The sequence below is a fragment of the Streptomyces sp. NPDC002537 genome (assembly GCF_053594975.1).
On sequence record NZ_JBSFWT010000018.1, the window covers coordinates 64,039 to 78,518 of the forward strand.

Below are 14,480 nucleotides of genomic sequence, written 5' to 3' on the forward strand. Positions count from 1 at the left end.
GTTCCCCTCCGGTGCGAAGACCTCATTCCACGAGGTGCGCATCAGGCTGTGGTGGTCAGGCCGGTTCGTCGAGGTCGAGCATTTGCGGGCCAGCTATCTTGTCCTCCTCGACCGGCTCGGCGAGCTCGGGTGCGGTTCCAAGGACGTCGCTCACGCGAAGCATCTCGCCGACGCCCTGGTCGGCCGCGCCGGCAGGCCCCAGTCAGTGCGGTTGTGGATCGAGGTACTCAAGCTGGCGAACAAGTACGGCGGCCGTTCCTCCGTCGGTGCCGCAGAACAAGTGCGGTTCGGATTGACGGTGTTGTTCACGCTGCTGTGTGACGGCTCGCCGAGCGATGACGACGTGATCGATGCGTTCGACAACCTCGGGTTCGACCTCGACGACACCCTCATGGCCCACGACTGGCGTTCCTGGCCCTCGATACGGCGCGCACTGCCATGACCGATGCGGGAAGCGTCGAGATCGAGCAGGGGCGGGATTTACTGAAGGCTGCGCTCCGTTACGCGGAGACACTCTGCTATCTCGGTTCGCGACTTGACCAGTCCCTGCGGTGGCCCGCGCTGAGCCTGGTGGTCAAGAGGGTGGTCACGACGGACCCGGACCGACTCTCGGCACTGGTCCCGTTCGTGATCGCGATCCGTCGGCAGTTCCTTGCCGTCGACGCGTGCTGGGACGAGACCTTCGACCGGCACCTACGTCGGGTCGAAGCGCAGGCCAGTGTGCTGCGGGCGGTGCCGAAGCGCCTGCACCGGTTCGTCATGCCCAGCGCCGGGACACGACGGCGAGCCAGCCGGAGGCAGCGGCAGGTTCTCATGACTGCGGTCGGGGCATGGGCAGCCCTCCATCCCGATCTGGCTGAGCTGGTCGGCAGCGACGGCCACAGTCCGGCTCCGTCCAGGAACGAAGTGAACGCGGGTACAAGCCGGCAGGAAGAACGACGTGTCAGTGGTTGACCCTACGCTTGCCCTGGACAGGGTCAGATGGGGGAGGGGCTTGTGAAACGAGAGTGTGCCACCGCGATGGTGCAAGACATGCTCAAAGAAGACCCGGGTGCCGGCTGTGCACCGCGCGACAAATTGATGGACGGCGCCTGTCGCTAGCGTTGCCATGACACAGACGGACATTACAAACCATCAGGAGACATACCATTGAGCGCCCTCATACTCCCGACCGAATTCCTCTGCACTGCTCTGGCAGGTCGCACAGCAGACGAGCCGGTGGTGCGTCTTGCGGGGGAACGCCTGAAGTCTGCGCAGCCCCGTTCAGAACGGTCCGTTCTCGCCGAAGCCCTGCTGTCGGGTCCGTACACGGAGGAAGCGCCCGAGTGGCTCCTGGAGGCTGCCGTAGCCGCAGACCTGGAGCGGACGCGAGAGCCTCACTACTTCGACACGTCACTGAACCTCGCGGCACGGGCTCTCGGGCACCCATCATGTGGAGAGGCTCTGCGTGACCAGGTACTGAAACAGTGCACTGCACACCAGTTGGCCCTACTCGGCAGCCCGCAGGTCAGCGAACGACTGGCATTGGCGATCGCGAAGGCTCTGCGCTCCCTCAGCGGTACGACTGCGCCTCCCATAACGCCCGAACTGTTGCAGAAGCCGACCCCGGCGCAGGCGGTGTTCCAACGAGGCCAGCTGCACGACCTTGTATTCGAGGTCGCTCGTGACTTGCTTCCAACGGCACCCGACCGCGGGGAACCGGAAAGCGACGAGGACGCGGAAGACTGGCTGGAGAAGCGCAGAGAGGCACATAAGGCCTGGAAGAGTATGTGGCGCCGGATACTTGAGCGACACCCTGACCGACAGCGGCAGTTCGCCGAGTGGGCGACCGGTGCTGACGCAGAGCGGCCGATCCGTGACGTGCTGCTGGGCGACATACCCTGGACGGCCGACCCGGCGTTGTTGACCGAGCTCGCGAGAGCAGATCTTGAACGGTTTCCCTCCGAGGTCCTGCTGGCCCAAGGATGCCGCATGCGGCGAGACGGAGCCGATGCAGATCAGGTTCTCGGTCACTTCGCCTCAGAGCTGGCGGCTTTGCCCGAGCGCGAACGCGAGCACCTCCAATACTGGTGGAGCGACAGCAGCAAGACGGGGCTCGACTGGGGCTCTCGAGCCCCGGTCGCCTGGGTACAGAGATCGGCGTCGGGTACTTGGCGTCACCTCCTCAACCCCGGCAAGGCCAAGGACGGCCACCGCTCGGTCGAGTGGCGCGCGTCCGAGGAAAACCTTGCCGAACTTGCGGTGCTCTTCGCCGAAACAGCCGCCCGTGCGCTCCCCTACTGGGAACCACGAGACCGCTACTCGGCCATCGGTCCCGACGGTGTGCTCTGGGTCCAGGACATGCTGCTCCATCTCCCCGTTGTCACCGAGGAGGTCAAGTCCGGTGTCCGTCCGATCATTCGGGACGCGCGGACTCGACTGGGCCGACATCACCTGGGCACTCGCCCCCACTACGACGATGCACGTCGGCTTGAGGAGATCCTCGGCCAGATCGAGCGGATCCTGGCTGATCCGCCCCCACAGGTCGGCTACAGCCGCCGAATCGCCCTCGGCTCTCCGAAGGACGTCACGGTGCGAGAGCTGGCCTCCGTCCCCGAGCAGGTACTGGGCGAATACCTGGACCGGCATCCTGGTGACGACTCGCTCGTGGAGAAGGCTCTTCTCTCACTCGCCGTAAGCAGCTACCGGTGCACCGCCTTCGCCGACGTACTGAGCCGGCACAGCTCGGCGCGATCCGTGCTGCTTCGGCTGACCAGAGACCTCCGAAAAGGGCTGGGAGGCGGACCATCCTGGCGTGAGGCATGGACCCGTCTGATCCTGAACCAGCCGGACACCGGCCCCGAGCTCGTTCGCGCCCTGCCTGCATGGTCGGCGCTGCGCGCTCGAGGGGACCACTACAGCAGCGCCCATCCAATCGTGGTCGCAGTGGTCTTCGCGGCGCTGGGGGCAGACGAAGAAGCATGGGACCGATTCGTGAACTCCCCTGCGAGCTACTCCGGTGCTTCGGCTTGGCTGCGCTTGGGTGACCTGCTGGACGCAGCAGCCTCGGACGCGCCGTGGCCGAAGCCCCCAGGCGCCCGCTGAGCAGAGGAATGCATGAGGGCCAGGGGCGGGGCCCGGGTGTCAGGCCCGTGCGTCTCTCTGTTGCACTTCCTTGAGTACGTTCGCCACGGTCACGAAGTCGTTGTCCACGTGGAGCACGGTGTGGTTGTGGTGCACTGCTGTCGCGCACACCAGCAGATCGACGGCGCCCGCGGAACGGTGCTGTCCTTGCTGCGTGAGCTTGTACTGCGCGGTGTCGGCCCAGCGCCATCCGTTCTTGGGGACAGGCGAGAGTCGGCACAAGGCGTCCAGCTCTTCGGCCAGTTCGTCGCGGTGTGCCGGGCCGGTGGCCGAGTACAGGAACTCGGTCCTCGTGGGCTCACAGATATGGAACACTCCGGCGGCGATGTGGCCCTCCCAGAGGCGCAACGCTCCTGGAGTGCGGAAGAGGTGCCAGAGGGCGGAGGCGTCGAGGAGGTACGTGATCACTCGAAGGCCGCCCGCCGGGCGCGCTTGGCGACCGCACGCGCGGTCGCTGCGGCCTCGAACTCGCCACGCTCGCCACGCTCGGCCAGTTTCTCGGCGGCTTCGAGCCGCTTGACCCGGGCCACGTAGTCCCGCAGGGCCGCGTTGACGGTTTCCTTCTTGGTGGAGGCACCCATCAGCCGCATTGCCTCGGCCAGCGCCTCGTCGTCGAGATCGATCTGGGTCACGCTCACATTGACCACCCCACCCGCGAATCAACCTTATGTATGCATCCAAGGTACATCGCCAACATGAGGGTCGGAGGTGGGACGCTCAGGCGGGCCAGGCGCGCAGGGTCACGTCGGCGAGCGCTTCGAGTTGCTCGCGGGTCGCGCCGTCCCGGGCCTGCTGGGACATGCCCTGGATGACCGCGGCGGTGTGGCGCGCGTACGTCGCCGCGTCGGTGTCCGCGGGCAGTTCGCCGGAGGCGATGCCCGCCTTGATGCGGCTCTCGATCGCCGCGACATTGGCGGTGCGGACGATCCGCAGCGACTCCTCCACCCCGGGGGACGCGGTGGTGCCGCAGGCGGCGGCGATGAGCATCAGGCAGCCCGTCGGGCGGCCGGCCGCCGTGTACTCCCGCGCGGCCTCGCGCAGCATGCGGGTCACGGCCCCCCGGGCGCTCGGCTCCTCTTCGAGCGCCCGGAGGAGGAAGGCGCCGTACCGCTGCCCGTACCGCTGGACGACCTCGCCGAAGAGCGCCTCCTTGTTGCCGAAGGCGGCGTAGAGGCTGGGGGCGGCGATGCCCATGGCGCGCGTCAGATCGGCGACCGAGGTCGCCTCGTAGCCGTGCTCCCAGAAGACGAGGGTCGCCGTCTCCAGGGCCGCGTCACGGTCGAAGGAACGGGGCCTGCCGCGCTGTCGCTCTGCCATGCGGCAATTCTATATCGGTCGCTAAGCAATGCTCCGCGTGCGGAGGGCGCCGCGACGCGGGGCCGGGTCAGTGCGTCAGACGCACGTCCTTCTCGTGGGTGAGCTCCTGGATGTCGACACCCGCCTTCTCCAGCAGCTGCTCGGCGAGGCCGTACAGCGCGCGTGCCGCCGCGACCTCCTCGCCGACCCGCTGCTGGCCGGGGTCGTCCGGGTTCCGGTTGGTCACGCCGTGCGCGGTGAACTCCGCGCCGTCGTGCATGCGCAGCCGCGCCGCGGCCTGGGTCAGGGGCCCGGCCTCGCGGAATTCCAGTTCCACGGCGCACTCGACGATCGTCTCCGTCATGGCGAACACACCTCCAGCGATTCACGGTCCTGCGCTGCTCCGCCGCAGCAGATCGACGACCTCCTCGTCCGTCGTCTGGGAGAAGTCCCGGTACCACTCGCCGACCGCGAAGAACACGGTCGGCACGGTGAGGCAGATCAGCTCGTCCACCTCCGCGCGCAGCTCCTCCGCCGCGTCCGGAGGGGACACCGGCACCGCCAGTACCACCCGGGCGGCGTCCTGGGCGCGTGCCACCCGGCACGCGGCCGCCGCGGTCGCGCCGGTCGCGACACCGTCGTCCACCACGACCGCCGTGCGCCCCGTCAGGGGGACGCGCGGCCGCCCGCCGCGGAACCGGTCGGCCTGCCGGGCGAGTTCCGCCTCCTCGCGCTGCTGCACCTCGGCGAGGTCGTCCTCGTCGAGGCGGCTGATCCGCACGATGTCGTCGTGGACGACCCGTACGCCGCCCTCGCCGATGGCGCCGAAACCCAGCTCCGAGTGGCTGGGCACGCCGAGCTTGCGGACCAGCAGCACGTCCAGCGGGGCCGCCAGGGCCTCCGCCACCTCGAACGCCACCGGGACGCCGCCGCGCGGCAGCCCGAGCACGACCACGGGCTCGGCGCGCAGGTGCTCCAGCCGGTCGGCCAGCTGCCGACCGGCGTCCACGCGGTCGCGGAACCTCATATATCCAATATGTGTGGATTCAGGTGGATAGTCCATGGGGAGGGTGAGGCACCCGCGACGGGACGCCCCGCCGCCTGGCCGGTCCAGTGGCCGGTCCAGTGGCCGGTCCAGCGGTCAGTCCAGCGCGGCGCGCACCCGGGCCGCCACCCCGGCCGCCTCCTCGTCCGAGGCGTAGCGCGTCCGCGGCCAGAAGAATCCCCGCAGTCCGTCCTTGTGGTTGCGCGGCACGACGTGCACATGGAAATGCGGTACGGACTGGCTGATCCGGTTGTTCGCGGCCACGAACGACCCGGCGGCGCCCATGCCCCGCTCCACGGCCCCCGCGACCCGCTGCACCCGGGTGAAGAACGGCCCCACCTCCTCGGCGGGCAGGTCCACGAGCGTCTCCGCGTGCCGCCGCGGCACGACCAGCACATGGCCGGGAAAGAGCGGCCGGGCGTCCAGGAACGCCACCGCCGTCCCGTCCTCGAAGACCCGGTGGGCGGCCGACTCGCCCGCCACGACGGCACAGAAGACGCAGCTCGACGTCATCGCATCCTTACTGGTGGCGGATCCGGTGCCCTCGGGCAAGGATCATTGCATGCCCCTCCTCGTCGGAACCTCGGGATGGCAGTACAAGGACTGGCGCGGTGACCTCTACCCCGCCGACCGGCCGCAGCGGCTGTGGCTGGAGGAGTACGCCCGCCACTTCGCCACCGTCGAGAACAACGCCGTCTTCTACCGGCTGCCGGAGACCGCCACCTTCGCCGACTGGCGCGACCGCACGCCCGGGGGCTTCGTGATGGCGGTCAAGGCCAGCCGCTACCTCACCCACATCAAACGGCTCCACGACCCCGAGGAGCCGGTGCGGCGGCTCCTCGACCGCGCCGCCGGGCTGGGCGACCGGCTCGGCCCCGTACTCCTCCAGCTGCCGCCCACCCTCCGCGCCGACCCCGGACTGCTCGACGCCGCGCTCGCCTGCTTCCCCTCCGGCACCCGGGTCGCCGTCGAACCCCGTCACGACTCGTGGTGGACCGACGAGGTGCGGGCCGTGCTGGAGGCGCGCGGCGCGGCCCTGTGCTGGGCGGACCACGACTCCCGGCCCGTGACACCGCTCTGGCGCACGGCGGACTGGGGCTATGTGCGCTTCCACTGCGGCCGGGCGGAGCCGTGGCCGCGCTACGGGCGCCAGGCGCTCACCAGCTGGGTCCACCGGATCGCCGAACAGTTCCCCGAACAGGCCGACGTCCACGCCTACTTCAACAACGACCCCGGCGGCGCGGCCGTCCACGACGCCGTCGCTTTCGCCCGCGCCGCCACCGCCCTCGGCCGCACCGTGACCCGCACGCCCGAGCACCTCGGCTGAGCCCCACAGGAAGCCGTACCACCGGGAACGATATGGGGGGCCGTGCCGTCAGAGCGGGTGTGGCCCGATCGCGCACGGCCCCCAGCGTGCCGTACGTACGGGGAGGGGGCGTACGGCATGGACGTGGAGCGCAATACTCCATTACTCGCCGGGCGGTATCGGCTCATCGACCAACTGGGCAGCGGCGGCATGGGCGTGGTCTGGCGCGCCCTCGACGAACTCCTCGACCGGGAGGTCGCCGCCAAGGAGGTCCGCGCCCCCGAGCACATGCGGGAACAGGACGTACGCGTCCTCTACGCGCGCCTCCAGCAGGAAGCCCGCGCCGCCGCCCGCGTCAGCCACCCGAACGTGATCACCGTGCACGACGTCGTGGAGCACGACGGCCGCCCCTGGATCGTCATGGAGCTGGTGCGCGGCCGGTCCCTCGCCGACATCCTCCACAGCGAGGGCGTGCTCCAGCCCAAGGAGGCGGCCAAGGTCGGCTCGATGGTGCTCCAGGCGCTGCGCAGCGCGCACTCCTCCGGTGTGCTGCACCGCGACGTCAAACCCGCGAACGTCCTGCTGGAACCCGGCGGCAGGGTGGTCCTCACCGACTTCGGCATCGCCCTCGTCGAGGGCTCCGGCACTCTCACCCGCACCGGCGACCTCGTCGGTTCCCCCGACTTCCTCGCCCCCGAACGCGCCCTGGGGCAGCGCCCCGGCGCCCCGTCCGACCTGTGGTCCCTGGGGGCGACCCTGTACGCGGCGGTCGAGGGCGTCTCGCCGTTCCGGCGCACCTCGCCGCTGAGCACGCTGCAGGCCGTGGTGCAGGACGACCCGCCCCCGCCCCGCCGCGCCGGACCGCTCACCCCGCTCCTCGAAGGGCTGCTCCGCAAGGACCCGCGGACCCGCATGGGCTCGGTGGAGGCGCAGCGGATGCTCGACGCCGTCGCCGCCGGGCACGTGACCACACAGCCCGGGTGGGCGCTCGGCGGGTACGTGCCCACCGAGCGGTCCGCGCCCGCCCCCACGCCGCCGCCCGCCCCCACCCCGCCGCCCGTACCGGCCCCGACGCCCCCGCCCGTACCCCCTTCGCCTGACGGTCCGTCAAACGGGTATGCGGGAGCGGCCCCGGTGGCCGCCGCGTACCCGGCGGGCGGGGGATACGGATACCCGGCCGGAGCGGCGTACCCGGTGGGCGCCCCGTACCCGGTGGTCCGTACGGACCCGGCCGGGCGGCGGCGCCTGGTCGCGCTGTCCCTCGGCTCCCTGCTCGCCCTGCTGCTGATCGGGGGCGGCACCGCCGCCGTGCTGGCCGCACGGGACACGGGCGGCTCGGGCTCGGGCAACCCCGCCGGGGTGTCCACCGGTACGCCCCGGCCCTCCGACAGCGACGGGCAGTACGGGAGCCCCACCCCGGCGGGCGGCCCGTCGGACTACCCGTCGGCCGCCGCCACGGCCGGCTCCTGCAACGGCGGTTGGCTGTCGACCTGCGGACCGGGGTGAGGCACACCGAACCGTCGGAGATCTCGTCGGACCATTGCTCTCGGGGGGTGTGTTCATGCGGCTGGTCGCCGTTCCGTTCGCGAGTGTTCTGTCCATACGGGCGCGGCGCGCGCCCGCCACCCGGCGCGCCGCGCTGCGGCGCAGGAGGCTCCGGATCGTCTCCCTGCTCACCGTGCCCGTGGTGCTCGGCGGCGCGGCCGTCGTGAGCTGTACGTCGGAGCAGAAGAAAAAGATCGCCCAACTCACCCTGGAGGCGGTGGGAGTGACCGGCGACCATCCGTTCGCGCGGAACCCCGGCACCGACCTCAAAGGCGTCAACTCCCCGTCCGGGGGCGGCGGCGAGAAGCCGGTGGACGCGCGCGGCGCGTTCGGCGGCACCCCCGGCGCCGTGCACTGCGACAAGGCCCTGCTGATCAAACAGATCACCCAGGACCCCGCCGAGGCCAAGGCGTGGGCGGCGGTGCGCGGCATCGACGCCGGCCGCATCGCCGCGCACATCGACAGCCTCACCGAGGTCGTCCTGCTCGACGACACCCTCGTCAAGAACCACGACTACCAGGGCGACGGCCGCACCAGGGAGTACCTGTCGGTGCTCCAGAAGGGCGTGGTCGTCCTCAACGACCCGTACACCGGGCCCGCGGTCAAGTGCAATTGCGGCAACCCGCTCGGGGAACCGGACCACGACGTCGACCTCCAGGCGTCCAGCTACACGGGCGTGCGCTGGGCGGCCTTCAGCGACACCGAGGTCACCGTCATCAAGCCGAGGCCCAAGGACAAGGGCCCGGTCAAGGAGATCCCGCTCGTCGACCCCTTCCAGAGCGACAAGGCGTTCGACCGCCAGGTCGGCACGGACGGCAACCAGGACTCCGCCACCTTCCACTGGAACCCGCCGCCGCGCGCCACGCCGTCCGGCCGTCCGACCGGCACCGGGCCCGGGGACCGTTCCCCCACGCCGGGGGAGCGGACGCCGTCCGGGACACCGGGGGAGCCGACGCCGTCGGCGGAACCGTCGTCGCCCGGCACCGCGCCGCCGTCGTCGGCGACCCCGCCCCCGACCGCTTCCCGTACGGGCGGGCCGCCCACGGAGGGGGCGACCGGCCCGACGAAAGCCCCGCCGACGACAGGGAAGCTCCCTTCCCCGGAGGCCAAACCGCCATCGACCGCCGGCAAGGTCCCGCCCACGGCGGTGAACCCCCCGCCCACGCGGGCCGTTCCGTCGTCCACGGTGGTGAAGTCCCCTCCCGCGGAAGCCAAGCCGCCGACGACCGCCGGAGCCAAGCCGCCCACGGCCGTCGAGCCCACGGCCGTGAAGCCGCCACCGACAGTCGCCCAGCCCCCGCCCACGAGGGCGAAACCCCCGCCCACCGAGCCGAAGCCGCCGACGGAGCACCCCGCCACATACCCGCCACCCGCCGAGCATCCCGCGACCTACCCACCCGCCGAGCGCCCGCCGCATCCGCCCACGGCCGTGGAGCAGCCCCCGGCCCCACCCCGGCGGACAGCCGAAGCGCGGACAGCCGAGGCGCGGTCGGCGGAACCACGTCAGGGAAACCGGTGAATCCGGTGGAAACAGCCGTCAGGGGTACGTTGGGTTCCTGCAACGACGGACAACGACGGACTGTTCAGAGGGGTGGAGCATGGGGATGCTCAAGGGCACCAACATCCGGATTCCGGCACCGGCCGTACGGATCGAGCTGGGCTGGCGCACGGGACCCGGCATACCGGACGTCGACGCCTCCGCGCTGCTGCTCACGGCGGGCAAGGTCCGCTCGGACGCCGATTTCGTCTTCTACAACCAGGCCGTCCACCCCTCCGGCGCCGTCCGTCACGAAGGCAAGAGCCCTGCCGGTGACACCGTGACCGACGCGCTCACCGTCGACCTCGCCGGCGTCGAGCCCGCCGTCGAGACCGTGGTGCTCGCCGCCTCCGCCGACGGCGGCATCTTCGGCCGGGTGCCCGGACTCCACATCCGCGTCCTCGACCCGGCGAGCGGCGCGGAACTCGCCCGCTTCGACAGCTCGGACGCCACCGTGGAGACCGCGTTCGTCCTCGGCGAGCTCTACCGACGCCAGGGCGAGTGGAAGTTCCGGGCCGTCGGCCAGGGGTACGACAGCGGCCTCGCCGGCCTCGCCACCGACTTCGGCATCTCCGTCGACGGCCACCGGCCGGCACCCGCGGCCGCGCCGCCGGCCCCGCCCGCCCCCGCCACTCCCGTCGCCCCCGCGCAGGCCCCCGTACCGCCGCCCGCGCCGCCCGCCCCCGCTCCCGTACGGCTGACCAAGGTCACGCTCACCAAGGATGCGCCGACCGTCTCCCTCACCAAGCAGGGCGGCACCTCGGGGGCACTGCGCGTCAACCTCAACTGGCAGGTGCGCCAGCAGGCGAAGAGCTGGACCCAGCGGCTCGGCATGGCCCTGCAGCCCGACCTGGACCTCGACCTCGGTGCCCTGTACGAGCTCAACGACGGCCGCAAGGGCGTCGTCCAGGCCCTCGGCAACTCCTTCGGCGCGCTCCACCAGCCGCCGTACATCCACCTCGACGGCGACGACCGGACCGGCGCGTCCGCGGCGGGCGAGAACCTGACCGTCAACCTCGACCGCACCGCCGACTTCCGGCGCATCCTCGTCTTCGTGACGATCTACGAGGGCGCCAGCAGCTTCGCCGGGCTCCACGCCACCGTCACCCTCCAGCCGCAGCACGGCGCGCCCGTCGAGTTCGCACTCGACGAGTGCACCGTGGCCTCCAACGTCTGCGCGCTGGCCCTCATCACCAACAACGACGGCGACCTCGTCGTCCAGCGCGAGGCCCGCTACCTGGTGCCCGACCGGGGCGTCAGCCCGCAGCGCACCCTCGACCGCGCGTACGGCTGGGGCATGAACTGGACGCCCGGCCGCAAGTGAACACGCTCACGGCGCGGCCTCCGGGCGGGCGTACGTCCGCCCCTTCCAGGCCGCGCCCCGGCCCCTGTAGTGCTGTACCGCCGAATCCACCGTCATCAGCAGATACAGCAGAGCCGTGCACGGCAGCAGCGGCGCCAGCACGAGCGGCTGCCGGTAGTAGCGGAGCATCGGCACATACGTCCCGGCCATCACCGCCCACGCCGCCGCGCCCGCCACGAGCGGCACCGCGTCCCCGGTCAGCGCGCCCGCCACCACGGCGACCGGCGGCGCGAGATACACCACCACCATCCCGGCCACGGTCCCCAGGAGCAGCAGCGGATTGTGCCGCAGCTGGGCGTACGCGCTGCGCGAGACCATCCGCCACAGCGGGGCGAGGCCCGGGTACGGCCGGACGCTGTCCACCCGGTCCGCCAGCCCCAGCCAGATCCGCCCGCCGCCGCGCCGCACCGCCCGCGCCAGCGACACGTCGTCGATCACCGCCTGCCGGATGGAATCCGGCACCCCGGCCCGCTCGGCGGCCTCCACGCGCAGCAGTACACAGCCGCCGGCGGCCGCGGCCGTCCGCCCGCCCGGCCTGTTGATCCAGCGGAACGGGTAGAGCTGCGCGAAGAAGTACACGAACGCCGGGACGACCATCCGTTCCCAGAAGGTCGCCACCCGCAGCCGCGCCATCTGCGACACCAGGTCCAGCCCGTCCGACCGGGCGGCCGACACCAGCTCCCGCAGGCTGTCCGGTGCGTGCGCGATGTCCGCGTCCGTCAGCAGCAGGTACTCCGCGTCCGTACGGGACCGGGCGAGCGCCATGCCGTGCCGGACCGCCCACAGCTTGCCGGTCCAGCCGGGCGGCGGCTCCCCGGGCGAGTCCACCGTCAGCGGCAGGCCGCCGTGCCCGGCGGCCAGCGAACGGGCCAGCTCACCCGTGCCGTCCGTGCTGCCGTCGTCGACGAGGAAGACCTCCGCCCGGCCCGGGTAGTCCTGCGCGAGCAGCGACGGCAGGCTCGACGGCAGCACCTCCGCCTCGTCCCGCGCGGGGACGACGATCGCCACGGGCGGCCACTCCCCGGGCGGCACGCGCGGTGGCAGCCGCACGTCCGTACGCCAGAAAAAGCCCTGTCCCAGCAGCAGCCACAGCCACGCGGCCAGGGACCCGACGATGATCCAGGTCAGCGCACTCACCCGTGGCAGTCTGCCGCAGGAATTCCCTGGCCGGGTGGCTTTTCGGCTCCTCGGGCGGCCGGGGCGCACGGTCCGGGGCGGGGTGCCGCCGCACCCATCCTTTAAAGTGACCGGATGAAGATCGCGCTCATTGACTCCGGAAACGGCCTTCTGGCGGCGGCCGCCGCTGTGCACCGCCTGCGGCCCGACGCCGATCTCGTCCTCTCCTCCGACCCCGAGACCATGCCCTGGGGCCCCCGGACCCCCGAGGACCTCATCGAGCAGGCCCTGAAGTGCGCCCGCGCCGCCGCCGCGCACCGCCCCGACGCGCTGATCGTCGCCTGCAACACCGCCTCCGTGCACGCCCTGGCCGCCATCCGCGCCGAGCTGGAGCCCGGACTCCCGGTGATCGGCACCGTCCCGGCGATCAAGCCCGCCGCGGTCGGCGGCGGCCCGTTCGCCATCTGGGCGACCCCGGCCACCACCGGCAGCCCCTACCAGCGCGGCCTGATCCGTGACTTCGCCTCCGGCGTCCGCGTGACCGAGGTGCCCTGCCCCGGCCTCGCCGACGCCGTGGAGCGCGCCGACGGCCACGCCATCGACACCGCGGTGGCCGCGGCCGCGGCCCTCACCCCGAGCGATGTAAGGGCCGTCGTCCTGGGCTGCACCCATTACGAGCTCGTCGCGGAGCGTATCCGTGCGGCCGTTCGGCCCCTCGTCCGTCCCTCGGACGAGCCCCTGGAACTCCACGGTTCCGCGGACGCCGTCGCCGCCCAGGCGCTGCGCCGCATCGGTGCCGCCCCGGCGCCCGACGCCGAGCCGACGGGCGGTCTCACCGTGCTGCTCAGCGGCCGTGAGGAGACCCTGACGCCGACGGCGCTGGCCTGGGCGGAGGGGCGCTCGCTGACCGCGGTCGGCGCCGTGCGGCCCTGACCGTCCGCCCGCCACACGATCCGGTTCCGTCCCGGCAGCACCCCTGCCATGGTGGCGGAAGGTGAGTAGGCTGCCTCGTATGAGGGACCACTCCAAGGGCCCGCAGGGCCACGAGGGCGACGAGAAGCCGGACGCGGTCGGATCCCCTTCCCCAGCCGACGGCGGCACCGAACTCGGAGTCTGGACCGGTCGCGCGACCAACCGGATGCAGTGGCTGCTGGCCGCTGCCGGCGCCGCCTGCCTGGCGCTGGGCGTCGAGCTGGCTGTCGACAGCGCGTGGACCTCGGGGCTGGCCCCTCTCGTCATGTCGGTCGTCGGCTGCGTCGCCGCGGGCCTGCTGATGCTCTACGGCACCCTCGCGTTCGTCCATGTGGCGGTACGGGTGGATCCCGAAGCGCTGGAGGTGCGCTGCGGCCACATCGGGGTGCCGCGCACCCGCATTCCGCTCGCCCAGGTGGTCGGCGCCGACTTCGCCCCCCGGGTCACCCCCCGCCAGTGGGGCGGCTGGGGCTACCGCTGGCGCCCCGAGAAGGGCACCGCCGTCGTCGTGCGCCGTGGCGAGGGCTTCGTCCTGCAGCTCGGTGACGGCCGCACCTTCACCGTCACCGTCGACGACGCCGAGGCCGCCGTGCGCGTCATCCGCGACGGCCTCCGCCGGGCCGGGGGCCGCCGGGCCGCCGCCTGAGCACCGACGGTACGGATGATCACCACCCGGCATTAGGCTCGGTCCATGGCGATCCCCGACTTCCTCCGAGAAATCCGCGCCACCGCGGGCCGGCAACTGCTGTGGATGCCCGGCGTGAGCGCGATCGTCCTCGACGACGCGGGCCGCGTGCTCCTCGGCCGCCGCTCGGACACCGGCGAATGGTCGATCATCGGCGGCATCCCCGAGCCCGGCGAGCAGCCCGCCGCCGCGGTGGTCCGCGAGGTCTACGAGGAGACCGCCGTCCACTGCGTCCCCGAACGCGTCCTCCTCGTCCAGGCCCTGGAGCCCGTCACCTACCCCAACGGCGACCGCTGCCAGTTCATGGACACCTGCTTCCTCGCCCGCGCGGTCGGCGGCGAGGCCCGCGTCAACGACGACGAGTCGCTGGAGGTGGGCTGGTTCGAGCCGGACGCGCTGCCGCCCATGGAGGAGTTCGCGGTCACCCGCATCAAGCAGGCGACGGAGGGCGGCCCCACCTGGTTCGAGGGCCTCGGGGAGAGCTGAGGAGCA

General features: G+C 71.9%; 16 protein-coding genes and 1 pseudogene. 10 read left to right on the forward strand and 7 right to left on the reverse strand.

Going from position 1 to position 14,480, the window contains the following annotated elements; genetic code table 11:
* Positions 1-34 precede the first annotated feature (34 nt).
* From ACWD4A_RS11330 to ACWD4A_RS11340, 3 genes are all read left to right on the forward strand, one after another.
* Positions 35-442, forward strand: coding sequence for a hypothetical protein (locus tag ACWD4A_RS11330; protein WP_451192319.1), 408 nt, complete (start codon positions 35-37; stop codon positions 440-442).
* Positions 439-954, forward strand: coding sequence for a hypothetical protein (locus tag ACWD4A_RS11335; protein WP_451192321.1), 516 nt, complete (start codon positions 439-441; stop codon positions 952-954). Before ACWD4A_RS11330 ends, ACWD4A_RS11335 begins: the two co-directional genes overlap by 4 nt.
* A 195-nt stretch (positions 955-1,149) precedes the next feature.
* Entirely contained in the window at positions 1,150-3,084 is a 1,935-nt protein-coding gene (locus tag ACWD4A_RS11340) for a hypothetical protein (RefSeq protein WP_451192324.1), read from the forward strand.
* Positions 3,085-3,123: 39 nt separating this feature from the next.
* On the opposite strand, the gene ACWD4A_RS11345 is transcribed toward ACWD4A_RS11340, so the two are convergent.
* The 6 genes and pseudogenes from ACWD4A_RS11345 to ACWD4A_RS11370 all read right to left on the reverse strand — a co-directional run bounded on the left by ACWD4A_RS11345 (position 3,124) and on the right by ACWD4A_RS11370 (position 5,977).
* Positions 3,124-3,531 carry a PIN domain-containing protein gene (locus tag ACWD4A_RS11345; protein ID WP_451192327.1) on the reverse strand — a complete coding sequence of 136 codons (408 nt, stop codon included), beginning with the start codon at positions 3,529-3,531 and terminating at the stop codon, positions 3,124-3,126.
* Positions 3,528-3,761, reverse strand: a complete 234-nt coding sequence (locus ACWD4A_RS11350; protein WP_451192330.1) for a type II toxin-antitoxin system VapB family antitoxin — start codon at positions 3,759-3,761, stop codon at positions 3,528-3,530. Before ACWD4A_RS11350 ends, ACWD4A_RS11345 begins: the two co-directional genes overlap by 4 nt.
* A 79-nt stretch (positions 3,762-3,840) precedes the next feature.
* Positions 3,841-4,440: a TetR/AcrR family transcriptional regulator gene (locus ACWD4A_RS11355; RefSeq protein WP_451192334.1), complete on the reverse strand. Its 600-nt coding sequence runs from the start codon at positions 4,438-4,440 to the stop codon at positions 3,841-3,843.
* 67 nt (positions 4,441-4,507) lie between these two features.
* Positions 4,508-4,783 (reverse strand): dsRBD fold-containing protein, encoded by a 276-nt coding sequence (locus ACWD4A_RS11360; RefSeq protein ID WP_451192337.1) that lies wholly within the window; start codon positions 4,781-4,783, stop codon positions 4,508-4,510.
* Between the two features lie 24 nt (positions 4,784-4,807).
* Positions 4,808-5,446, reverse strand: a pseudogene (locus ACWD4A_RS11365) (phosphoribosyltransferase); the annotation flags it as partial.
* Positions 5,447-5,560: 114 nt separating this feature from the next.
* Positions 5,561-5,977, reverse strand: coding sequence for an HIT family protein (locus ACWD4A_RS11370; RefSeq protein ID WP_451192340.1), 417 nt, complete (start codon positions 5,975-5,977; stop codon positions 5,561-5,563).
* A 49-nt stretch (positions 5,978-6,026) separates the two neighbouring features.
* Between ACWD4A_RS11370 and ACWD4A_RS11375 the strand changes: the two genes are divergently transcribed.
* From ACWD4A_RS11375 to ACWD4A_RS11390, 4 genes are all read left to right on the forward strand, one after another.
* On the forward strand, positions 6,027-6,791 hold the full coding sequence (locus ACWD4A_RS11375) for a DUF72 domain-containing protein (RefSeq protein WP_451192342.1): 765 nt from the start codon (positions 6,027-6,029) through the stop codon (positions 6,789-6,791).
* Between the two features lie 117 nt (positions 6,792-6,908).
* The gene (locus tag ACWD4A_RS11380) at positions 6,909-8,276 is read left to right on the forward strand and encodes a serine/threonine-protein kinase (protein WP_451192345.1); all 1,368 of its coding nucleotides are present in this window, start codon (positions 6,909-6,911) and stop codon (positions 8,274-8,276) included.
* Positions 8,277-8,331: 55 nt separating this feature from the next.
* Positions 8,332-9,834, forward strand: a complete 1,503-nt coding sequence (locus tag ACWD4A_RS11385; protein WP_451192348.1) for a DUF6777 domain-containing protein — start codon at positions 8,332-8,334, stop codon at positions 9,832-9,834.
* A 79-nt stretch (positions 9,835-9,913) separates the two neighbouring features.
* Positions 9,914-11,176, forward strand: coding sequence for a TerD family protein (locus ACWD4A_RS11390; protein WP_451192350.1), 1,263 nt, complete (start codon positions 9,914-9,916; stop codon positions 11,174-11,176).
* Between the two features lie 6 nt (positions 11,177-11,182).
* Here the strand turns inward: ACWD4A_RS11390 and ACWD4A_RS11395 are convergent, their stop codons facing one another.
* Positions 11,183-12,343 (reverse strand): glycosyltransferase, encoded by a 1,161-nt coding sequence (locus ACWD4A_RS11395; RefSeq protein WP_451192399.1) that lies wholly within the window; start codon positions 12,341-12,343, stop codon positions 11,183-11,185.
* Between the two features lie 123 nt (positions 12,344-12,466).
* Here ACWD4A_RS11395 and ACWD4A_RS11400 point away from each other — a divergent pair, with 123 nt between their 5' ends.
* The 3 genes from ACWD4A_RS11400 (at position 12,467) to ACWD4A_RS11410 (ending at position 14,474) form a co-directional block, all read left to right on the forward strand.
* Positions 12,467-13,264, forward strand: a complete 798-nt coding sequence (locus tag ACWD4A_RS11400; protein ID WP_451192353.1) for a glutamate racemase — start codon at positions 12,467-12,469, stop codon at positions 13,262-13,264.
* A gap of 79 nt (positions 13,265-13,343) precedes the next feature.
* A complete protein-coding gene (locus ACWD4A_RS11405) occupies positions 13,344-13,949 on the forward strand; it encodes a hypothetical protein (protein ID WP_451192356.1) in 606 nt (201 codons plus the stop codon).
* A 45-nt stretch (positions 13,950-13,994) separates the two neighbouring features.
* Positions 13,995-14,474 (forward strand): NUDIX hydrolase, encoded by a 480-nt coding sequence (locus ACWD4A_RS11410; RefSeq protein WP_451192359.1) that lies wholly within the window; start codon positions 13,995-13,997, stop codon positions 14,472-14,474.
* Positions 14,475-14,480: the final 6 nt, after the last annotated feature.